This is a genomic window from Actinomadura sp. HBU206391, from assembly GCF_014323665.1.
GTDB lineage: Bacteria > Actinomycetota > Actinomycetes > Streptosporangiales > Streptosporangiaceae > Actinomadura_C.
Genome location: NZ_JABVEB010000008.1, coordinates 69,776 through 90,488, shown reverse-complemented (window position 1 = coordinate 90,488; position 20,713 = coordinate 69,776). Strand labels below are relative to the sequence as shown.

General features: G+C 69.3%; 23 protein-coding genes. 7 read left to right on the top strand and 16 right to left on the bottom strand.

Features of this window, described 5'->3' with window-relative positions; genetic code table 11:
* Nucleotides 1–4: 4 nt before the first annotated feature.
* Nucleotides 5–319, bottom strand: coding sequence for a DUF2625 family protein (locus tag HKK72_RS06140; RefSeq protein ID WP_187233251.1), 315 nt, complete (start codon nt 317–319; stop codon nt 5–7).
* Here HKK72_RS06140 and HKK72_RS06135 point away from each other — a divergent pair.
* Nucleotides 306–1,967: an ABC-F family ATP-binding cassette domain-containing protein gene (locus HKK72_RS06135; RefSeq protein ID WP_187233250.1), complete on the top strand. Its 1,662-nt coding sequence runs from the start codon at nt 306–308 to the stop codon at nt 1,965–1,967. The genes HKK72_RS06140 and HKK72_RS06135 overlap by 14 nt on opposite strands.
* A 5-nt stretch (nt 1,968–1,972) precedes the next feature.
* Here HKK72_RS06135 and HKK72_RS06130 read toward each other — a convergent pair whose 3' ends face one another.
* The 7 genes from HKK72_RS06130 to HKK72_RS06100 form a co-directional block, all read right to left on the bottom strand.
* The gene (locus tag HKK72_RS06130; protein ID WP_187233249.1) at nt 1,973–3,214 is read right to left on the bottom strand and encodes an alpha/beta hydrolase family protein; all 1,242 of its coding nucleotides are present in this window, start codon (nt 3,212–3,214) and stop codon (nt 1,973–1,975) included.
* Between the two features lie 134 nt (nt 3,215–3,348).
* Nucleotides 3,349–4,122: an FkbM family methyltransferase gene (locus HKK72_RS06125; protein WP_187233248.1), complete on the bottom strand. Its 774-nt coding sequence runs from the start codon at nt 4,120–4,122 to the stop codon at nt 3,349–3,351.
* Between the two features lie 173 nt (nt 4,123–4,295).
* A complete protein-coding gene (locus HKK72_RS06120) occupies nt 4,296–5,783 on the bottom strand; it encodes an MFS transporter (protein ID WP_187233247.1) in 1,488 nt (495 codons plus the stop codon).
* Between the two features lie 72 nt (nt 5,784–5,855).
* On the bottom strand, nt 5,856–6,344 hold the full coding sequence (locus HKK72_RS06115) for a MarR family winged helix-turn-helix transcriptional regulator (RefSeq protein ID WP_187233246.1): 489 nt from the start codon (nt 6,342–6,344) through the stop codon (nt 5,856–5,858).
* 160 nt (nt 6,345–6,504) lie between these two features.
* A complete protein-coding gene (locus HKK72_RS06110; RefSeq protein WP_187233245.1) occupies nt 6,505–6,816 on the bottom strand; it encodes a hypothetical protein in 312 nt (103 codons plus the stop codon).
* A 50-nt stretch (nt 6,817–6,866) separates the two neighbouring features.
* Nucleotides 6,867–7,439 carry a hypothetical protein gene (locus HKK72_RS06105; protein ID WP_187233244.1) on the bottom strand — a complete coding sequence of 191 codons (573 nt, stop codon included), beginning with the start codon at nt 7,437–7,439 and terminating at the stop codon, nt 6,867–6,869.
* Nucleotides 7,440–7,671: 232 nt separating this feature from the next.
* Nucleotides 7,672–8,196: a SigE family RNA polymerase sigma factor gene (locus HKK72_RS06100; protein ID WP_315987104.1), complete on the bottom strand. Its 525-nt coding sequence runs from the start codon at nt 8,194–8,196 to the stop codon at nt 7,672–7,674.
* Nucleotides 8,197–8,419: 223 nt separating this feature from the next.
* Here HKK72_RS06100 and HKK72_RS06095 point away from each other — a divergent pair, with 223 nt between their 5' ends.
* Nucleotides 8,420–9,793 (top strand): sensor histidine kinase, encoded by a 1,374-nt coding sequence (locus HKK72_RS06095; RefSeq protein WP_187233242.1) that lies wholly within the window; start codon nt 8,420–8,422, stop codon nt 9,791–9,793.
* A 28-nt stretch (nt 9,794–9,821) separates the two neighbouring features.
* Nucleotides 9,822–10,472, top strand: a complete 651-nt coding sequence (locus HKK72_RS06090; protein ID WP_187233241.1) for a response regulator transcription factor — start codon at nt 9,822–9,824, stop codon at nt 10,470–10,472.
* Between the two features lie 55 nt (nt 10,473–10,527).
* On the opposite strand, the gene HKK72_RS06085 is transcribed toward HKK72_RS06090, so the two are convergent.
* Together HKK72_RS06085 and HKK72_RS06080 are read right to left on the bottom strand one after the other, a co-directional pair.
* Complete coding sequence (locus HKK72_RS06085; protein ID WP_187233240.1) at nt 10,528–12,519, bottom strand: ABC transporter permease; 1,992 nt, start codon at nt 12,517–12,519, stop codon at nt 10,528–10,530.
* On the bottom strand, nt 12,516–13,262 hold the full coding sequence (locus HKK72_RS06080) for an ABC transporter ATP-binding protein (protein WP_315987103.1): 747 nt from the start codon (nt 13,260–13,262) through the stop codon (nt 12,516–12,518). Before HKK72_RS06080 ends, HKK72_RS06085 begins: the two co-directional genes overlap by 4 nt.
* Nucleotides 13,263–13,488: 226 nt before the next feature.
* Here HKK72_RS06080 and HKK72_RS06075 point away from each other — a divergent pair, with 226 nt between their 5' ends.
* Nucleotides 13,489–13,938, top strand: a complete 450-nt coding sequence (locus tag HKK72_RS06075; protein ID WP_187233238.1) for a group II truncated hemoglobin — start codon at nt 13,489–13,491, stop codon at nt 13,936–13,938.
* A gap of 263 nt (nt 13,939–14,201) precedes the next feature.
* Here the strand turns inward: HKK72_RS06075 and HKK72_RS06070 are convergent, their stop codons facing one another.
* The 3 genes from HKK72_RS06070 to HKK72_RS06060 form a co-directional block, all read right to left on the bottom strand.
* Nucleotides 14,202–14,609 (bottom strand): VOC family protein, encoded by a 408-nt coding sequence (locus tag HKK72_RS06070; protein WP_187233237.1) that lies wholly within the window; start codon nt 14,607–14,609, stop codon nt 14,202–14,204.
* An 89-nt stretch (nt 14,610–14,698) separates the two neighbouring features.
* Complete coding sequence (locus HKK72_RS06065) at nt 14,699–15,178, bottom strand: SRPBCC family protein (protein WP_187233236.1); 480 nt, start codon at nt 15,176–15,178, stop codon at nt 14,699–14,701.
* A gap of 19 nt (nt 15,179–15,197) precedes the next feature.
* A complete protein-coding gene (locus HKK72_RS06060) occupies nt 15,198–15,539 on the bottom strand; it encodes an ArsR/SmtB family transcription factor (protein ID WP_187233235.1) in 342 nt (113 codons plus the stop codon).
* Between the two features lie 85 nt (nt 15,540–15,624).
* On the opposite strand from HKK72_RS06060, the gene HKK72_RS06055 reads away from it, so the two are divergent.
* Nucleotides 15,625–16,224, top strand: coding sequence for a tetratricopeptide repeat protein (locus HKK72_RS06055; RefSeq protein ID WP_187233234.1), 600 nt, complete (start codon nt 15,625–15,627; stop codon nt 16,222–16,224).
* A 112-nt stretch (nt 16,225–16,336) separates the two neighbouring features.
* On the opposite strand, the gene HKK72_RS06050 is transcribed toward HKK72_RS06055, so the two are convergent.
* Genes HKK72_RS06050 through HKK72_RS06040 form a run of 3 tightly spaced genes read right to left on the bottom strand, consistent with a single transcriptional unit; the run spans nt 16,337 to nt 18,739 of the window.
* The gene (locus HKK72_RS06050; protein ID WP_187233233.1) at nt 16,337–17,110 is read right to left on the bottom strand and encodes an ABC transporter permease; all 774 of its coding nucleotides are present in this window, start codon (nt 17,108–17,110) and stop codon (nt 16,337–16,339) included.
* Nucleotides 17,107–18,048 carry an ATP-binding cassette domain-containing protein gene (locus HKK72_RS06045; RefSeq protein WP_187233232.1) on the bottom strand — a complete coding sequence of 314 codons (942 nt, stop codon included), beginning with the start codon at nt 18,046–18,048 and terminating at the stop codon, nt 17,107–17,109. Before HKK72_RS06045 ends, HKK72_RS06050 begins: the two co-directional genes overlap by 4 nt.
* 25 nt (nt 18,049–18,073) lie before the next feature.
* Nucleotides 18,074–18,739: a DUF4097 family beta strand repeat-containing protein gene (locus HKK72_RS06040; protein ID WP_187233231.1), complete on the bottom strand. Its 666-nt coding sequence runs from the start codon at nt 18,737–18,739 to the stop codon at nt 18,074–18,076.
* A 238-nt stretch (nt 18,740–18,977) separates the two neighbouring features.
* On the opposite strand from HKK72_RS06040, the gene HKK72_RS06035 reads away from it, so the two are divergent.
* Nucleotides 18,978–19,733, top strand: a complete 756-nt coding sequence (locus HKK72_RS06035; RefSeq protein WP_187233230.1) for a GbsR/MarR family transcriptional regulator — start codon at nt 18,978–18,980, stop codon at nt 19,731–19,733.
* Nucleotides 19,734–19,937: 204 nt separating this feature from the next.
* A complete protein-coding gene (locus tag HKK72_RS06030; RefSeq protein ID WP_187233229.1) occupies nt 19,938–20,702 on the top strand; it encodes an alpha/beta fold hydrolase in 765 nt (254 codons plus the stop codon).
* Nucleotides 20,703–20,713 lie beyond the last annotated feature (11 nt).

Below are 20,713 nucleotides of genomic sequence, written 5' to 3'. Positions count from 1 at the left end.
CGGCCTAACCCAGTTGCCGTGCCATCTCGTGGTGGAAGGAGACCAGCTGCGCCATGGGAACGGCCTTCCGGGAGGCCGTGGACAGGTCCTTGCCCTCTACGGTCGACGGTGGCGGCCAGGTGTGAATGCCTTCGTTCAACTTCAGTGCGGCCGCTTCGGTCTCCCAGCCGGGCCAGCGCAGGGTGTCGTAGAACTGCGTCAGTGAACCGGCGAGCACGGCGTACAACCAGTCGGTGTACCCCAGCAGGAAAGCGGATCTTCGAGCGGGACAGAATCCATCTGTGGCGGGATAGCGTTGGCGTTCTATGACCGCAACCATCGTCGCGAAGGAACTCGCCGCCGGGCACGGTGACCGTGCCCTGTTCTCTGGGCTCGACCTGGTCGTCTCCACTGGGGACGTGATCGGGCTGGTCGGGGTCAATGGCGCGGGGAAGTCCACTCTGCTGCGGACTCTCGGGGGTCTGCTCACCCCCGAGGGCGGCTCCGTGACGCTCAGCCCGTCATCGGCGGCCGTCGGCTACCTGCCACAGGAGCCGGAGCGGCGCGGCGGCGAGACGGTGATCGGCTTCCTTTCCCGGCGCACCGGGGTCGCACAGGCTCAGCGGGAGCTGGACACCGCGACCGAGGGCCTGGTCAGCGGGCGTGAGGGGGCCGATGACGAATACTCCTCCGCCCTGGAGCGATGGCTGGCACTTGGCGGCGCCGATCTCGAGGACCGGGCCGGGGACGTGGCCGCCGAGCTGGGGCTGGCGGCCGGCCTCGATCAGCAGATGACCTCGTTGTCCGGCGGGCAGGCCGCCCGCGCGGGGATGGCGTCGCTGCTGCTCAGCCGCTATGACATCTTTCTCCTTGACGAGCCCACCAACGATCTGGATCTAGACGGGCTGGAGCGGCTGGAGCGGTTCGTCACGAGCCTGCGGGCCGGCACGGTGCTGGTCAGCCATGACCGGGAGTTCCTGGACCGGACGGTCACCCGGGTGGTGGAGCTGGACCTGGCCCAGCAGCAGGTGAACATCTACGGCGGCGGTCATGCCGCGTACCTGGCCGAGCGTGAGGTCGCCCGCAGGCACGCCCGCGCCGACTACGAGGAGTACGCGGGCAAGGTCGCCACGCTGGAGGATCGCGGCCGGACACAACGGGACTGGGCCGCCAAGGGCGTCAGGAACGCCAGGAAGAAGGCCCGGGGCGCCAACGGGGGAGACAACGACAAGGTCGGACGGAACTTCCGCGCCGACGCGAGCGAGAAGCAGGCCTCCAAGGTCCGCCAGACCGAGCGCGCGCTCGAACGCCTCGACGTGATCGAGGAGCCCCGCAAGGAGTGGGACCTGCGGATGGAGATCGCCGTCGCGCCACGCGCCGGCGCCGTGGTGGCGACCCTGCGCTCCGCGGTGCTGCGGCTCGGAGACTTCACTCTGGGCCCTGTCGACCTGCAGATCGGCTGGGCCGAACGGGTCGCGATCACCGGAGCCAACGGAGCGGGCAAGTCGACACTTCTGTCGGCGCTGCTGGGCCGGGCCGCTCTCACCGAAGGCCACGCCGCGCTCGGCCCGGGCGTGGTCATCGGTGAGGTCGACCAGGCGCGGGCCCTGTTCCTCGGCGAGGGCGCCCTGCTGGATGCCTTCGGCGCGGAGGTTCCCGAGCTGCCGCCGGCCGAGATCCGTACCCTGCTGGCGAAGTTCGGCCTGCGCGCCGCGCACGTGACCCGCCCCGCAGCGACGCTGTCCCCTGGTGAGCGCACCCGGGCGGCCCTCGCATTGCTGCAGGCGCGGGGCGTGAACCTGCTCGTTCTGGACGAGCCGACCAACCATCTCGACCTGGCGGCGATCGAACAGCTGGAGTCCGCGCTCGACTCCTATCCCGGCACCCTGCTGTTGGTGACCCACGATCGCCGGATGATCGACGCGGTGCACACCACTCGCCGTCTGCACCTCACAGACGGCCGCGTCACAGAGACAGCCCCCGGCTGATTGCGCTACTCGCAGATCTTCGTTTCCGGGGTGCAGAACCTGACCTCGGGGTAGCGCGGCGACGCCTTTTTCAGCAGGGGTTGCGGCTTGTTGCGAAGGTGCAGGTCGAGGAAGGCTCTGACGTACCTTCGAGTGATCTCCACGGAGCGGGTTCCGGTGAGGTCGCTGCCGAGGTCGACGCCAATCTGCCCGGCCAACATGTCGTAGTCGGTGAAGGACGCGTGCACCGATCCGGCCACCACGAGCCAGCGCTTCCACCCGGTCATCCGGTTCCAGTCACGGTCCCACGTGCTGTCCTGTTGTCCCGGGCCGTGAGCCTCCTGGCCCAGGAGCAGGAACGGTCGTGACAGGCCGCTCGCGGGGATCGGGGTGAACATGGTGCCGTCCATGTTGATTCCGGCGCGCACCCGGGCGTCCGCCAGCATGGTCCCGGGGGCGCTCGCGCCGCCGAGGGAGCTGCCCGCCATGGCGATCCTGGACGGGTCGATCAGGGTGCCGCCCTTCCACTTCGGGTGCGATCCGGTCAGCTCGTCGAGTACGAAGGAGACGTCGGCCGCCCGGCTCTTCACCGCCCTGTCGCCGAAGTCGTCACCGGATTCGATCTCACATGCGGCGCAGGTGGTGACCCGCCCGTCCGGAAAGGTTGTGGCGAAGGTCTCATACGTATGATCGATTCCGGCTACCGCATAACCCCTGCTCGCGAGGTCCTCGGCCAGGGCCGTGAGGGAGGTACGAGGCCACGTGAAGCCGGGCGAGAGCACCACAAGAGGCAGGGTGTGTTCGCGTCCCGCCGGTTTCGCGTCGCTGAACGCGTTGGTCCGCGTCCTGCTCAGCGCATCGGAGGGCACGCCGGTGATCCCCGTGCCCTGCAGGATGAGCTCCGACTCCTTCGGCGTCACGTAGTGCGCCCGCCGCCCGCCCCGTGACTTCGCCGGGTACCACAGCGAGACCATGAGCTCCCGCGCCTTGGCCGCAGGAACCCAGGGGTCGGCGCGAGAGACGTCTTTCAGGTGCAGGGACGTCGTACCGACCGGGTGGGGGCCGGTCGGCTTGGGCAGAAACGGTGTGGTGCTCGGCGTGGCCGACGCGCCGGCGGACGCGGGCACGGCGGACGCGGGCACGGCGGAGGCGGTCTCGGACGCTGAGGCGGCGGGCGCCGAAGCGCAGAAGGCGGACGCCGCGAGCGCGAGCAGTCCGGAGAATGCGGCCGGACCGCCGCGCAGGATCGGAGAATCTTGAAGGCGCATAGGCGCATCCTGTGCGTTCGGGACGGCGCCTACATCGGCCCAAAGTACGGCGCGCGCCCTGTCGAGCCGTACTTTCGGCCGGTTCGACGTGCGGGCGGAATCCGTGTCCTGAATTCAAAAGCCTCGATGAAGCCTCATGACTTCGGCTCATCGTCGACCTGCTGCAGGCGTGCGTAGATGTCGCCCGAGCGGCCCAAGGGGCGGATGCCTTCGAGCAGCCGCACCAGGTCGGCCGCGTCGAGCCAGCGCTCCTCGGCGAACCGCATCGTCTCGACGGGCGAGTAGTTGTACAGATAGCCGCCTGCCGCCGCGCCGAGCCGCTCCACGATGCCCAGCGCCTCCACGGTGGCATCGTGCGCCGACGGCACGTACTCGAACGACAGAGCACGGACGGGTCGGGTGAGGCCGGCCAGCACGTCGGCCTCGAACCCTTCAACGTCGATCTTGCAGAAGGCAGGCGCGCCATGCACCGCGATGAGGTCATCGAGCGTCGCCACCTCGACCTCGACGGAGCGGTCCCACCGTACGCGGGCGAAGCTGCGGTCCGTCGTGACCGACTGGATCCAGTCGCGCGACATCGACGAAACCGTCGGCGTCGCGCTGGAGAGCTCCAGCCGCGCCCGCCCGGCCTGGGCCCCGACGGCCCCCGGCACGATGACGACTCCCTCGTCGCGGCCGAAGAGAAGGCGCAGGATGCGCAGACAGTCGGGCTGCGGCTCGACCGCGATCACCCGTACCCCCAAGCGGCGCCAAGCTCGCACCCGGCTCCCCACGTGAGCGCCGATGTCGAAGGCGACATCTCCCGGCCCGAGGAATTCGCCGTAGTGGCGGAGCGCTCGCCGGTGCTTACCCGGCACGCCGTGGTACATGACCATGGATCGCGCGATTCCCCATGCCCGGATCAACATTCGCCGACCCTACCGTGCGGAACCGGACCCGTAACGGCAGTTCATCGACGCCCCGGTGTGCTCCGGTGCTCGGCGTGCGTCCATTCGCAATGCATGAAGTAACGCCCCGAGCCGAAGGCGGCTCGGGGCGTTCTCATCGGCCGGGGGTTGCCGTGTGCGTCGGTCCCGGGTGGTCAGACGGCCTGGTGGGCCGCCGGCTCGGCAACGGCCGCCTCCCGGGGAGCCTTGCCCCGTTTGGGCTGGCGCAGCACGAGGAGCGCGACGGTGAAGGCCGCCACCAGCAGAGCAGCGGCGATGCCGAAGGCCAGGTGGTAGCCGCCGGTCAGCGCGGTCGCCTCGTCTTCGCCGGCCGACAGCAGCCCCTCGGTACGGGAGGCGGCCAGCGTCGACAGTACCGCGACGCCTATGGCCATGCCGATCTGCTGGGTCGTGTTGAACAGCCCGGAGGCCAGGCCCGCGTCGTCGGCCCGGGCGCCGGACATGCCGAGCGTGGTCAGCGCCGGGAGCACCAGTCCGCCTCCCGCGATGAGCAGCATCACCGGGAGCAGGTCGGTGACGTAGTCCGCGTTCACCGGGACGCGGGTGAGCCAGCCCATCGCCGCGAACAGGAGCGCCAGACCGGCCAGCAGGACCGCTCGCTCACCGAAGCGGGTGTTGAGCCGGGCGGAGACGAACAGGGACACGCCGCCGATGGCCACGGCCGCGGGAAGCATCGCCAGACCCGTGTCGAGCGCGCCGTAACCGAGGACCTTCTGCATGTAGAGCGCGACGATGATCTGGAAGGCGAACATGGCCGACAGCGTCAGCATCTGGACCAGGTTGGCGCCGGACACGTTACGCGAGCGGAAGATCCGCAGTGGCATCAGCGGGGTCTTGGCGGTTGCCTGACGTGCGACGAAGCCGGCCAGCAGAGCGAGCGACACCGCGCCGAGCCCCAGCGTGTGCGCCGCGGTCCAGCCGTACTGCTCGATCTTGACCACGGTGTAGATGCCCAGCATCAGCCCACCGGTGACCAGCACGGCGCCGATGACGTCGGCCCCGGCGGCGAGTCCGGCCCCACGCTCGTCCGGCAGTGCCCGAATCGCCAGCGCGATCGTGGCCAGCCCGATCGGCAGGTTGACGAAGAAGATCCAGTTCCAGCTGAACCCGTCGGTGAGGACCCCGCCGAGGACCTGACCGATCGAGGCTCCGGCGGCGCCGGTGAAGCTGAAGACGCCGATGGCCTTCGCGCGCTCCTTGGTCTCGGTGAACAGCGTCACCAGGATGCCCAACACGACCGCGGACGCCATGGCGCTGCCGACGCCCTGACCGAACCGGGCGGCGATCAGCATGCCGGGGCCGGTCGCCACTCCGGCGAGCAGCGACGCGGCGGTGAAGACCGCGTTCCCCGCCAGGAACATGGTCTTACGGCCGATGAGGTCGCCCAGCCGGCCGGCCAGGAGCAGCAGCCCGCCGAAAGCGATCAGGTACGCGTTGACGGTCCAGCTGAGCCCGGCGGGCGAGAAGCCGAGATCTCGCTGGATGGCCGGCATCGCCACGGTGACGATGCTGCCGTCCAGGATCGTCATCAGCATCGCGGAGGACAGCACGGCGAGCGCCAGCCAGCGCGATCGAGACGCGCCGGTGCCGGCCGGTGGGAAGGAAGGTGTGGTCTGCGACATGGCCGTCTCCTGTTCAAAAGCAACAAGAGAGACCGTAGCAGATGGTTCGGTTACAGACTATCTTTCACGGTTCTATTTTGTACGCTGCCGTGCCCGCCGCACCGCTTGCGGCGCCTCGACGGGGGTGGCCAGATGTCCCGTCACCAGGCGGTTCATGGCTCGCAGGAGCACCTCGCGCTCGTCTTCGGGCAATGCGCCCAGGGCGGCCTCGTGCACGCCGTCCACGATCTCCTGGCTCTGTCTCGCGATCTCGGCGCCCTTCTCGGTGACCGCGATGATCCGGGCCCGCCGGTCCGTGCTGGACGGGCGGCGCTCGGCGAGGCCCGCCTCCTCCAGGGCGTCGACCGTGACCACCATCGTGGTCTTGTCCATGTCGCCGATCTCGGCGAGCTGGATCTGTGTGCGCTCCTCCTCCAGAGCGTGGACCAGTACGCAGTGCATGCGCGCCGTAAGCCCGATCTCGGCGAGCGCCGCCGACATCTGGGTTCTCAGGACATGGCCGGCGTGGTCCAGCAGGAACGACAGATCCGGCTCGGTACGGGCGGGTGCCATGGCGGTCATGCCCCTAGCCTAGCAAAGTAGTTCCGTTCTGGATTATCTATGAGCCCCCCATCAGGTTCCCTCGTGAGCCTCGGAGTCGCCCGTCCCAACGGCACCTACCTCGGTGTCAACGCGAACCGCGGGTGCCGGCTCGGAGGAACGGCACCCGCGGTTCCGTGGCTCAGCGGTGGGTGAACAGCGGGTCCCACGAGCCGAGCCGGTCGGATCGCTGGTAGCCGGTGAGAGGTGTGATCTTGCCGTCGAGGCTCACCAGGAGGAGCCTGTTGCGGAATTCCCCCTTGCCCCTGCACTTCTTCGGGTCGCAGCCGATCGCGAACAGTTGGTTGTCATCGGCCCACGCCCAGGCCTGTTGGATCGGCAGAACCGCGACGGCCTTGCCGGTCTTCACGTTCGTGACGGTGACGGCGGGACCGGGTCTCGGCCCGAACTTGGGCAGGAGGGTGCCATTCGGGGAAAGTCCGGCTTCCCTCATGTATCCGTCGTATTCGGCCTCGTACGGCGGCGCGGGTCGCGTTTTTCCGTTCAGGTCGTAGAAGCCCTTCGTGGGCACGGTCGCGGTCGGGCCCAGATCAGCGTCCCGCTCCTGCTCCAGCCGAGATCCTGCCGGGAGTTGAAGTTGTCAGGGTCCGGCGCCAGGGTGTGGAAGCTGCCGCGCCCGGACGCGGCGTCCACGACGTAGTAGCCGGTCCTCGAGCACGAACCGGGATCGCCGGGGCCGATCACATCGGGGTTCTTGTCGTAGGCGGTCAGGACCAGCCGGCGCCCGTCCGGTGACCAGGACACACCACCGACCGGGTGTCCGACCGGAATCCAGTGGGTCACCCTCTGCGTCTTCATGTCGAGAACGCCGACCCGGGAGGCCGGCAGCGGACCTTCGAGCACGGCCGCCTGGCGCATGCCGGGCGCGACGTCGAGATGCGCCCAGGGGGTCCTCTCGTACATGCCCGACGCCGGGTCGTAAAGATGCCAGGTGTACTCGATCGTCTTCGGACCGTCGCCCGACGACCGCGTACGGGCCGTGGAGTAGGCGGCCACCGCGGTGTGCCCGGCGGCGACGAGGCGGCGCGGAAACGGATTGCCGACATCGGTGCGCAACGTCGTGTCCGAAGACAGGGGCGCGGGCTGGATCGCGGCCGACGTTCCGGCCCGGTCGCGGAGACGACCGCCACTCCCGCCCCTACGAGAAGTGCCGCCGAACCCGCGGCCAGTACGATCTTGAGGGAGCGCCGCCGGGTGCGCCCCCGCAGCGCCCGGTCGGCCAGGCCGGCGGGCACCCGCGCCTCCGCGGACCAGTCATCGCAGGCGCTCTTGATGAGCATGTCCAGTTTCACTGCAGGACCTCCCGGGCGGGCCTCTGTTCGTCGAGTTCGGGAGCCAGCTCGCGCAACCGTGCGAGCGAGCGGTGGGTCGTGCTGCGCACCGTGCCGACGCTGCAGCCGAGCATGCGCGCGACCTCCGCTTCGGGCAGGTCCTCGAAGAACCGCAGGACCAGTACGGCACGTTGCCTCGGCGTGATCCGGGCCAGAGCTCCGCGGACTGTGACCTTCAGGTCCAGGGCCGGCGTGTCATCGCCGCGCGCCTCATCGGGAAGCACCGCGACCTGGGTCTCGCGCCGCCTCCACCTGAGCCGCCACGAGTTGACCTGCTGGCGGTACATCACGCGCCGCACGTACATCTCCGGGTTCCCCACTCCGGCCCAGCGTGCGGCCGTCTTGGCGAGCGCGATCTGCAGAAGGTCCTCGGCCGCGTGCTGATCACCGCCGGCGAGCAGATAGGCCAGGCGCATCAGCGCGGGGGACCTCGTCACCACGAACTCACGGAACTGTCGCTCCGCCGTGGAATCCTTCGTCACCTCCGAAGTGCCGTCACCCCTCAGACGCTTCTGGGCGGCCATCGCTATGCGTCGCGAACCGACTTTCCGCGGACGCGGGTCCCGCTCGGCGGTCGCTCCTGGTTCAAGGTAGGTGCCGGTGTCGCCGTGAAGGCGCTGCGACGCCGGTGCCGGCTGAACGCCCGCTTCGATGGTTCGGTGACGTCGGCGGCTGGGATGACGGATGATTAGCACGGTAAAAGCATTGAGGACACCGAATATCGAGCTCGAAGGGTCGCGTGGCCGTCTCCCGATGGGTGCCGTGGCCGCGCGTACGGCCGGGCGTATTCTGCGTTCGCCGTTCAGCCTGTGGACCTGGGCCGAGTTCCTCTACGCCGTGCTTCGGCTGCCGCTCGGCGTCTTCGGGTTCGTGCTCACCGTCGTGTCGCTGGTCCTCGGCATCGTCCTGTCGCCCACCCTCCTCGGCCTGCCACTGATCGTCGCGGGCTCGTTGACCGCCCGCAGGCTGGGCGCCCTGCATCGTGCGACGGCCCGATGGCTGCTCCGGCTGAACGTCGAAGGGCCCGCCCGGTTCCATGCCGACGGTCCCGGCCTCCTCGGGTGGCTCAGATCCGGCCTGCGCGACGCGGCGGGATGGCGGGCCCGGATCTTCCTCCTCCTGCAGTTCCCCGTGGCGGTCGCCTGCTTCGTTCTCGCGGCGGGGCTCCGGCTCGCCGGACTGCAGTTCCTGCTCGCCCCGGTGTTCTGGCGGCTCTGGGGGGACTCCCCGGACGGCGGCCTGAACGGCCTTGTGCACCAGCCGGTGCTCGAGTACGACGATTTCCGCTTCGACACCTGGCCCCGGACGCTGCTGCTGTCCGTCCTCGGCGTCCTTCTGTTGTTGCTCGCCCCATGGGCGGTGCACGGGGTGCTGATGGTGGAGAGAGTGCTGATCCGCCGACTGCTCGGGCCCATCTCCCTGACCGAGCGGGTTCGCGACCTGGAGCAGAGCCGGGCCGCCGTGGTGGACGACGCGGCCGCCAGGCTGCGCCGCATCGAGCGCGACCTGCACGACGGGGCGCAGGCCCGGATGGTCGCCGTCGCGATGAAGCTGAGCCTGGCGACGCAGAAGCTGTCCCCCGACACCGACCGCGGCGACATCGACCGGGCCCGTGACCTTGTCATGTCGGCGCACGCCACGGCGATGGAGGCCATCGTCGAACTGCGCGACCTCGCCCGTGGCATCCACCCTCCGATCCTCGACAACGGCCTGGCGGCGGCGCTGGCCACTCTGACCGCCCGCGGCGCCGTCCCTACGACGCTCTCGGCGGAGATCCCGGTCCGGCCGTCGCCGTCGATCGAGACGATCGCCTACTTCTGCGCCGCCGAGTTGCTGACGAACGTCGGCAAGCACAGCGGCGCCCGCCAGGCCTCCGTCGATGTCGATGTCGCGGTCACCGGTACGGGGCTGCTCCGCCTGCGCGTCACCGACGACGGTCGGGGCGGCGCCGCCTTCCGCTCCGGGTCCGGCCTCGCCGGGCTCGCCGAGCGCGTGCGGTCGGTCGACGGCCGGGTGACGCTCGACAGCCCGGCCGGCGGCCCGACGACAGTGATCGTCGAGTTGCCCACGAGAGCATGATGGATACGACCGACCAGGAGGTTCCCGAATGCGCGTCGTGATCGCTGAGGACTCGGCCGTGCTCCGGGCCGGTCTCGTCGAGGTGCTGGTCGACCGCGACCATGAGGTCGTGTCGGCCGTCGGCGACGCCGAGACGCTGCTGGCCGCGGTGGCCGAGCACCGGCCCGACGTCACCGTGATCGACATCCGGATGCCCCCCACGTACACCGACGAAGGACTGCGCGCCGCCGTACGGCTCCGCTCAGAGATGCCCGAGGTGGGCGTGCTGGTCTTCTCCCAGTACATCGAGACCCGGTACACCGACCAGTTGCTGGCCGGGCGGACGGGTGGCATCGGCTACCTGCTGAAGGAGCGGGTCGCCGACGTCGACGAGTTCATCGACGCGCTCGAACGGATCGCGGTGGGCGGCACCGCGCTGGATCCCGAGGTCGTACGGCAGTGGCTCGGAGCCGGCCGGCGCACCGACAGCCTCGCGGCCCTGAGCCCGCGCGAGTACGCGGTGCTGGCGCTCATGGCCGAAGGGCGTACCAACAGCGCCGTCGCACAGAGGCTCAGCGTCTCCGACGGCGCCGTCGAGAAGCATGTCGGCAACATCTTCGCCAAGCTCGGCCTGGAGAAGTCCTGCGCCGACAACCGGCGGGTACTGGCGGTGCTGCGATACTTGGAGGGCGACACGTGACGCGGTTCCGCCCGAGACGGATCGTCACCGCGTGATCCGGTCTCGCGGTCGACTCCTACTCACGCAGACCCACCAGGGCGATCGCCGGGCGGCGCAGCGTACGGCCCACCGAGGCCACGCTGGTCACGGTCGAGACGATCAGGCACCCGCCGGCGAGGCCGCCCAGTTCGAGCCACGGCACCTGGATCGCGGTGGCGAGGAAATCGCCCTTCAGCGCCGTGTGGTAGCCGGTCAGGCCTAGGCCGACGAACAGCCCTGCCAGCCCGATGCCGGTGATCGTCACGAGGAGTGCCTCCAGGGCGACCATCCGTCGTATGGCGCCGGTGGACACGCCGAGCAGGACCAGGCCGGCGATCTCCCGCCTGCGTCCGCTGAACGCCATCACCAGGGTTCCGGCGACCGCGATCAATGCGAAGATCGAGGCGGGGCCGGCCAGGATGAAGACGACGACGTGCTGAAGGCGGTCCTGAACGCTCGCGTCGCTCTGGCGCCAGTGCGAGATCGGCACCACGCGCACCGTGTCTGGTCCCGCGGCGCGGGTGATCTGCGCCGTGGTGGCGAGGTCGCCGGACGAGCCGTCCAGCCTGACGATCGCGTGCGCCGGGGCTGCGGCCTGGTCACCGGCCAGGGCGGGGGAGATCATGACCCACGGCATCGACGTGTCGCCGTGCAGGACGGTGGCGACGGTCGCGGTGACAGTGCGCCCGTCGAAGAACCCGAGACGCAGCCTGTCACCGGCATGCACTCCGAACAGGTCCACATAGCCCTGGCGTATCGCGATCTGATCGCCGGTCAGCGCCGATATGCGGCCCTCCACCGCTGTTATCCGTTGGACCGCGGCCAGGGCCGGCAGGTCGAGTGCGGCGGCCGTCGCGACACCCGAGCCCGGCGGCCGGCCGGGCCCTCCCTCGCCGCTCGCGGTGGCGAAGGCGACCTTCAGCGGAGCCGGCGCCGACACGGCCCGCACGCCCGGCGCGGTGGCGACGCGGCGCAGCGTCTCCTCGTCCAACCCCGTCCCGTCCGCTGGCTCGACCACGACCTGGCCCTGGCTGCGCGCGAGCCGGTCCGCTCTGCCGGTGGCGTCGCTGGTCATCATGACGCCCAGCATGATTCCGACCACCGCGGTGATGCTGAGCATCGGGGCCACGAGCGAACTGGTGCGCCGGCGTGAGGTCGTCACGACGGCGACCGCGAGCCGGCCTGCGAGGCCGGCCGGCAGGTGGCCGGGCAGGCCGAACAGCCGGGTGAGCCAGGGCAGGTAGACCGGCCCCAGCGTGATCGCAGAGATGGTCAGCGCGAACGTCCCGAAGATGACCAATGGGGTCACGTTCGCCGCGCCGGCCCCGGGCGCCGTGCTCATCATCGTGATTCCGGCGGCCAGCGTCAGCACTCCGACGGCGCACCGGCCCCTGGTCATGATGTTCGCGTCGAGGGCGGCGTCCCGCAGCGCCTCGACGGGGCGGACCCGGGCGGCCCTCTGTGACGCCACGAGGGCGGCGAGCACCGCCAGAAGCAGACCGGCGCCGTACGCGAAGAGCAGCGGGCCCACGGCCGCACGCTCCGGCAACGGCACCGGGCTGAGCCCGCGCCGGTTCAGCGCGTGCACCGTCGGCGGCGTCACCACCGCGGCGATCACGCAACCGATCGCCGCGGTCGGCACCGCCACGGCCACGGCCTCACCGAGCACCATGCACCGGATCTGCATTCCGGACGCACCGACCAGGCGCAGCAATCCGAGGTCCCGCCTGCGCAGCGCGATGGAGAAGGCGAAGGTGCCCGCGACGACCATGATCGTCATGAAGCCGGACACGACCGCGCTCAGCGCCAGGACCGTGGTGATGCCCTGCATGTCCGAGGCGTCGCGGTGGTAGGTGTGCCCGCCGAGCGTCACGGCGGCGCCGGCCGTCGACGACGACAGGCTCCACGCGGAGGACAGAATGGTCGCGGTCACTCCGATGAGCGTGACTCCCAGCACCATCGCCGCGATGGCGCCGGCGAACAAGGGCTTGTAGTGCCGCATGGACTTCACGCCCAGCGCCGCCATCATCGGTCCCACCTGCCGACCCGTGCCGACACGTCCTCGACGGTCGGGTGATCCAGGGTGTCGCGGACCTGCCCGTCGACGAGGAAGATCACCGAGTCGGCACGGGAGGCGGCCACCGGATCGTGGGTCACCATCACCACGCTCTGCGCGTACCGGTCGACCGCGGCCCGCAGCAGGTCCAGTACCTGACGGCTCGACACTCCGTCCAGAGCACCGGTCGGCTCGTCGGCGAAGACCACATCGGGTTTGACCGCGAGCGCTCGCGCGATCGCCACGCGCTGTTGCTGGCCACCGGAAAGCCCGGCCGGCCGGCGACCGGCGAGGCCTGCCAGCCCGATCTGGTCCAGGAGGCCCGCGATGTGCTCGTGCCGTGGCCGTTGACCGGCCAGGCGCAGCGGCAGCGCGATGTTCTCTGCGGCGGTCAGCATGGGCAGCAGGTTGAAGGACTGGAAGACAAAGCCGATTCGCCGCCGATGGATCCGGCTGAGCGTCCGCCGGCTCGCCGTGCCCAGGTCGGTGCCGCCCAGCGTGACGCGGCCCGAGGTCGGCCGGTCCAGTCCCGCCGCGCAGTGCAAGAGGGTGGATTTGCCCGAGCCGGAGGGACCCATCACCGCGGTGAGCCGGTGACGGGGAAATCCGAGGGTCAGGCCCCGTAGCACGGGAACCGCGCCGACCGCGGACGAGTAACTCTTCACCAGCGATTCGACCCGGACAACGTCGTCAAGAACGCTTTCTTTAAAGCTCACTCCGTCATTGAATCGACCCATTCATGGCAGGGCCACGGAGGTATCCACCGTTTTTTTAGTAGGGTTTTCCACCTCGCCCCCGCCGCCGGCGAGCATCCGGCGGCGCGGCCGTCAGGAGGAGGCCCTCCGAGCAGAGGCAGGCGTAGGCCACCTCCGCTCGCCCTGATCCGTCGCTGTGATGAGCAAGATCTGGCGAGCGCACCTGCATATATGTAATGCTGTAATCATGGCGAGTCTTTTCGAGCATGCCGGTGGATACGACGGCCTTCACCGATTCATCGACATCTTCTACGGCAGCGTGCTGTCAGACCCGCTACTGCAGCCGCTGTTCGGTGCCGGCCGCCCCGATCACGTCGCGCACCTGACGGCCTTCACCGCCGAGACCTTCGGCGGCCCCGATACGTTCTCCCAGGACATGGGCGGATTTCCGCTGCTGATCAAAGTGCACCGGGGTTTGCAGATCACCGAAGCGCAGCGTCAGCGGTTCGTCGAGTTGTACATGGCGGCCGCCGATCGAGCCGAGTTGCCGGCCGACCGGCCGTTCCGGGAGGCGCTGCTCTCTCACGTCGAGTTCGGCTCACAGGTCGCCATGCAGAATTCTCACGCCGAAACCGACGACCAACTGCACCCGCTACGCGAAGTCCCGCACTGGGACTGGCCCGCTTCATCCGAGTAGGCCACGGCCCGACGCCGGGACCCAGGTCCGGACGGCGCCGACCTCGGCGTGCTGATCACGGCCACCATCGTCCTGGCCACCGCAGTGCTGGCCTTCCGGCACCTCCCCGGCCGGCACTGAACGTTCTACCCGAAGCACGGGCCACCCGAAGCACGGGCACCCGAAGCACGGGCCGTACGGAGCATGCCGCTCCGGACGGCCCGTCCGGCGTTCCTCACCAGAGCGCGAAGGCCCTGTCATGCCGCGACAGCGCGGACAGCCGCCTAGGCGCGGTCGGATATCTGCTGTACGGCCCAGCCGTTGCCGTCCGGATCGCTGAAGAAGAAGAACCCGACGTTGTCGAGAGGGTTCTCCACCGGCCTCGGGTTCTCGCCGATGACCTGTACCTCGCCGGCCTCCACTCCTCGCTCGACGAGCTGGGCACGCGCTTCGTTGATGTCCGGCACCACCAACTGCAGACCCTGGAGCGAGCCCGGCGGCATGTCCCGCCCGATCCCTTCTCCGACGACGATCGAGCAGCCGGACCCCGGAGGGGTCAGCTGAACGAAGCGGGTCTCATCGTTGACCCTGGTGTCGTGGTCCACATTGAAGCCGAGTTGCTCGGCGTAGAACGCCTTGGCGCGGTCCACGTCCGATACGGGAACCACGACCACTTCCAGCGTCCAGTTCATGATGCGTCTCCGTCCCTGTTCAATTTCTAGTCGGCCAGACCACCGACAGCCGGTCAGACCATCGGCTCGAGCGTCCTTCTGATTCGCCTTCAGCGCGTCCGAAGCAGCTCGGAGAGGCGGTCGTAGCCCTCGGTAACGCCGCGCTCCATGGGATACCTGAGCACGGTGTCGCGGCCCTCCTTCGACGCGTACAGCACCGTGCTGGTCAGCGTGGTCACGCCGTTCCGCTCGACGAACTCGTGGGTGATCAGCGATTCGCCCGGGTACGACTGGTCGTCGTACAGCTCGGTGTAGACCAGGCGGCCCGGCGGCAGGACCACGCGGTAGACACCGCCGTGGCCCATCTCCGCGCCGCCCGGGCCGCGGGACACGAAGCGCCAAGTGCCGCCGGTACGCAGGTCGACCTCGCAGACGACGAGGTTCCAGCCGCGCGCACCGAACCAGCGCTCGAGCAGCTCCGGCTTGGTGAACGCGTCGAACACCATGCGGCGGGGTGCGGCGAACGCCCGGGTCAGCACGATTTCGCGGTCCGTGGGCGTCATCACCGTCAGGGATCCACTGTCGCTCATGAACGACCCCGATCGCCTCTCACTCGCCGGCCCCACCGGTGGCCTTGAGCTCGTCGAGCAGCGTGTCGAGGCGCTGGTAGCTCTCCTCCCAGTAGCCCCGATAGGTCTCGAGCCAGTCGGTGGCGACCTTGAGCGGGCGCGCTTCGAGCCGGCACGGCCGCCGCTGCGCGTCGCGACCGCGCGAGACCAGGCCGGCACGCTCCAGCACCTTGAGGTGCTTGGAGATGGCCGGCTGGCTCATGTCGAACGGCGCGGCCAACTCCGTCACCGTGGCCTCGCCCGACGTCAGCCGCGCGAGGATCGCCCGCCGCGTCGGATCGGCCAGCGCGGCGAACGTCGCGTCGAGCAGATCTGGGCTCATCAATAACCTCTTAGTTCAATAACCTTCAGGTTTTCTACAGGTCCCCGCGCGGGCTGTCAAGAACATCGCACGCCGGGACTACGGCATGATGACCGTCATGGTGGCGCTGTGGCGGCGTTTCGGCCGGAACGCGGATCCGGAGAAGGAACTGCGCGTGCTGGCCGAGGCCGGCGACCCGTCCGCCATGAGACGGCTCTCGGCCTTGCTGGAGGAACGCGGAGACGCGGAGTGCGTGCACTGGATCCAGCGGGCCGCCGAGAACGGTGACGTGCAGGCGATGGTGGACTTCGCCGGCCACCTCATGCAGCAGCGAAATGACGCCGCGGCGGCGGAGCCCTGGTATCGCCGGGCGGCGGAGGCCGGTGACACCGGCGGGATGGTCGGCCTGAGTGCGCTCATCTGGGAGGAACACGGCGACCTCGCCGGCGCCATCACGTGGATGCGGCGCGCGGCCGAGACCGGTCTGAGGCCGGCGATCTTCAATCTCGGTGTGCTCTTCGAGCAGGCCGGCGATGACGCCGAGGCCGAGCGGTGGTGGCTACGGGCCGCGGAGGCAGAGGTGGGTCTGGCCATGGAGAAGTTGGCCGAGCTGCTGCGCCGGCGCGGCGACGAGGCCGGCGCGCGGGCGTGGGAGGCCCGGGCCGCGCGGACACCGCCCGTTGGGCCGGGCTCGGTCCTGCACTGAGCGGCCGCCAAGAGGTCCTCTCCACCGTGATCATGCAGTTGTTCGCGCGGCGCGGCGCGAACAACTGCATGATCACGGGTGCGACGGGCGGCCCTGTTCGGCCGGTTCATGGTCAGGCCTTGTTGAAGGTGTTCTTGGCCCAGAGGTAGGAGACGGCGGCGATACCGGCGCACCAGGCGGTGGCGATGGCGGCGCTGTTGCCGATCGGGGTGCCGAGGAGGAGGCCGCGGACGGTTTCCATGATCGGGGTGAAGGGCTGGTATTCGGCGAACCAGCGGAGGACGGTGGGCATGGAGTCGGTGGGGACGAAGCCGCTGCCGAGGAAGGGCAGCAGGATCAGGGGCATCGGGGCGTTGCTGGCGGCCTCGGGGGTCGGAGACTTCAGGCCGAGGGCGACCGACAGCCAGGTGATGGCCACGACGAACAGGGTGAGCGTTCCGGTGGCGGCCAGCCATTCGGCGGCGGTGGCGTTCGGGCGGAAGCCGATCGCCAGGGCGATGCCGATGAGGACGGCCATGCCGAGGAGCTGCTGGATGACGCTGCCGACGACGTGGCCGGTGAGGACCGATGCCCGGGAGATCCGCATGGTGCGGAAGCGGGCGATGATGCCTTCGGTCATGTCGGTGGCGACCATGACGGCGGTACCGGTCGCGGCGGTGGCGGCTGCCATGAGCAGGATGCCGGGGACGACGTAGTTGACGTAGGTGCCGCGGCCGCCGCCGAGTCCGCCGCCGAGGGTGCCGCCGAGGACGTAGACGAACAGGAACAGGATGATGACGGGCGTGACGATGAGTTGCACGGTCATGGAGGGGTAGCGGAGCAGGCGCTTGAGCTGGCGCCGGACCATGGTGGAGGAATCGCGCGCGGCGAGGGTGAGGGTGCTCATCGGGTGGTCTCCTTGCGCTGGCCGGTGAGGGTGAGGAAGACGTCGTCGAGGTCGGGGGTGTGGACGCTCATGTCGTCGATGTCGATCGAGCGTTCGTCCAGGAGGGTGAGCAGTTCGCGGATCGCGCGGACGCCGCCGTCACTGGGCACCTGCAGGGTGAGCGCCTCAGGGTCAGCGGCGGTCCCTGCCCCGAGGAGGTCGCGGGCGGCGTCGAGCAGGCGAGTGTCGGCGAAGGTGAGCTTGATGTGGCCGCCGGGGATACGCCGCTTGAGCTCTTCGGCGGTGCCTTCGGCGATCAGCCGCCCGTGGTCGAGGAGGGCGATGCGGTCGGCGAGCTCGTCGGCCTCCTCCAGGTACTGCGTGGTCAGGAAGATCGTGACGCCACTCGCGACGAGTTCACGCACGATGCCCCACATGGAACGGCGGCTGCGCGGGTCCAGGCCGGTGGTGGGCTCATCCAGGAAGATCAGGCGAGGGTCGCCGACCAGAGTCATCGCCAGGTCCAGCCGGCGTTGCATACCACCGGAATAGGTGCCGGCCGTCTTCTTCGCCGCGTCGACCAGGTCGAAACGCTCAAGCAGTTCAGCGGCCTTACGCTTACCGTCCCTGCGCGGCAGATGCTTGAGATCGGCCATGAGAAGCAGGTTCTCCTCACCGGTCAGCAACTTGTCCACGGCCGAGTACTGACCGGTCACACCGATCGCGCCCCGCACCTCGTCCGGCTCGGTCGCCAGGTCATGACCGGCCACCCGCACCTCACCGGCGTCGGCCCTGATCAGGGTGGACAGGATCTGGACCGTCGTGGTCTTACCGGCGCCGTTCGGCCCCAGCAGCGCGAAGATCGTTGCTTCGGGTACGGCCAGGTCGACGCCGTCGAGCACGACCTTGTCGCCGTAGGACTTGCGCAGCCCGTTCGCCGCGATGGCCAGGTTCGTCATGATGGTGCTCCTCAGAGGCTGCGGGTCAGAGGCTGCGGGCGGTGATGTCGCCGTGGGAGGTGGTGGCGCGGATGTCGAGTTCGGCGGTGCCATCGTTCTTGAGGGCGTTGCTGACGCGGCCGTAGCCGGTGCCGGCGTCCAGGGCGGCTGAGACGCCAGCGGCGGCGGTGACCGAGACGTCGCCGGATTGGGTGTGGAGCACGACCGTGCCGCGCACGGCCTCGGCGATCCGGATGTCGCCCCTTGCGGTGCTGATCTCCGCGGGGCCGCCCAGCCGGCCGACCTCGACGTCGCCGTCGATCGCGGTGAGGCGGACGCTCGCGGCCTCGTCGATCTTGATCTGGCGGTAGGCGCCTTCGAAGGCGACGTCGCCGAGGCGTCCGACGCCGCGGAGCTCGGCACTGGCGGCCTTGGCCTCGATGCGGGAGCCGGCGGGCAGCCGGACGGTGACCTCGATGGATCCGGAGGGACCGAAGAGCTGGTTGTTGGGGGATGCGGTCATGATCCGCAGGACGCCGTCGGCGTAGGCGACGGTGGTCTGCTCGGCGGTCTTGGTGTCGCGGCTCTTGGAGGGGTTGGCGGGCAGTACCTGCACGGTGGTGTCGGCGCGGTCCGCGGCGATGAACTGGATGCGTCCGGCGGGGATGTCCAGGACGGCGGAGATCGGGGCGGGGGTGTCGAACTTCTGCATCGTGCTCTCCTGCGCTCGTTCGTTGTTTCTGATGATGGAAACGCTACGTTGCTTTCTAGAATCCAGCAACACATCTGTTGCACAGGATTGACATGTACGCAGGTAGAAGCCGAGAAATCGTTGCAACGGTCTCGAAAGTAACGCAACGATGACTGTTCTGATCATTGCAATGGATGAGAAGTGAACGCTATAGTGGGGGGATCAGGGACCGCCACGAAGGATCACCAAGGAGATCGCGATGCCGGGAGGCAGGCTCACCCAGCAGGAACGCCAGCAGATCGCGCTGGGGCTGGCCGACGGCCTCCCCTACGCCGAGATCGCCCGACGCCTCGACCGTCCGACCTCGACGATCACGCGTGAGGTGATGCGCAACGGCGGCCCCACCGTCTACCGCGCCGAGTTGGCCCACCGCGCCACCGAACGCCGCACCCACCGGCGCAGGAAGGCCACGCCCCGGGGGCCGCAGGCGCCCCCGCAGGCCCACGGACGCGACCCCGAGGCCGTACGCGAGTACGAGGAGACGTTCACCACCGTCCTCATGCAAGCGGGCACGCCCAAGATGATGGCCCGGGTGCAGGCCTGCCTCTACACCACCGACGCGGGCAGCCTCACCGCGTCCGAACTCGTCCAGCGCCTCCAGGTCAGCCCTGCGTCCATCTCCAAAGCGATCACGTTCCTCGAGAGCCAGGGCCTCGTCCGCCGGGAACGCGACGAACGCCGCCGCGACCGCTACATCGTCGACGACGACATCTGGTACCAGGCGATGATGGCCAGTGCCCGGTCCCTCGTCCAGGTCATCGAGACCGCACGGCAGGGCGTCGGCGTCCTCGGCCCCGGCACCCCGGCCGCCGCCCGCCTCGAGAACATCGCCCGCTTCCTCGACTTCGTCGGCGAGAGCATCACCCGCGCCGCAGAGCAGGGCCGCGAGGTCCTCCACACCAAACCCGAGACGACCTCGAACGACACCGCCCGACCAAGTCCAGATCACGGATAGTCAACCCTCCCGATGGTCACGGCCATGGGACGAAGCCGGCTGGGGGGCTACCGCGAGAACCCGGTTCGATCCTCCTCGCGGGCCGGCCCGGCATTTCGCCCGTTTCCATTGACACGCTCACGGTGACGTTCAAGGCTCTCGACATCAGGTGCCCATATCCCGTCCGTCACGCCCAATATTTGGGCATCAACCGGAGAATCCGGCATGCCCGCCATCGCACTCCCCCACGACATCCACGGTTCCGGCGCCCACCGGGTGATAGCGCTGCATGGCTGGTTCGGCGACCGTAACGCCTTCCAGAAGATGCGGCCTTACCTCGACGGTGACACGTTCACCTACGCGTTTCCGGACTACCGAGGCTATGGCGAGGCCCGTGACGTCTCGGGCGAGTTCAGTCTCGCCGAGATCGCCGGGGACGTGATCGCGCTCGCGGACAAGCTCGGCTGGGACCGCTTCTCGCTGATCGGTCACTCGATGGGCGGGACGGTGATGCAACGAGTGCTCGTGGACGCACCGGGCCGGGTCCGCAAGCTCGTCGGGATCTCGCCGGTGCCCGCGTCGGGCGTCCCGTTCGACGACGCGGGATGGGCACTGTTCGTCGGCGCGGCGGACGACCCCGCCGGCAGACGAACGATCATCGACGTCAACACCGGCGGCCGGCTCCCGAGCGCCTGGCTCGACGAGATGGTGGAGAACTCGCTGCGGAACTCCACGGTCACCGCCTTCCGGGCCTACCTCGACGCCTGGGCCCGCACCGATTTCCACACCGAGGTCGTCGACGACCCCACGCCCGTGCTGGTCATCGTCGGCGATCAGGACGCCGCGATAACCGCCGACTACGTGCGGACCAACTGGCTGAAGTGGTACCCGAACGCCGAACTGGTGAGGTTCGCCGACGCCGGCCACTACGCGACCGACGAGACGCCGCTGGCGCTGGTGTCCACGATCGAACGTTTCCTGGCCGTCTGACACCACCGGAG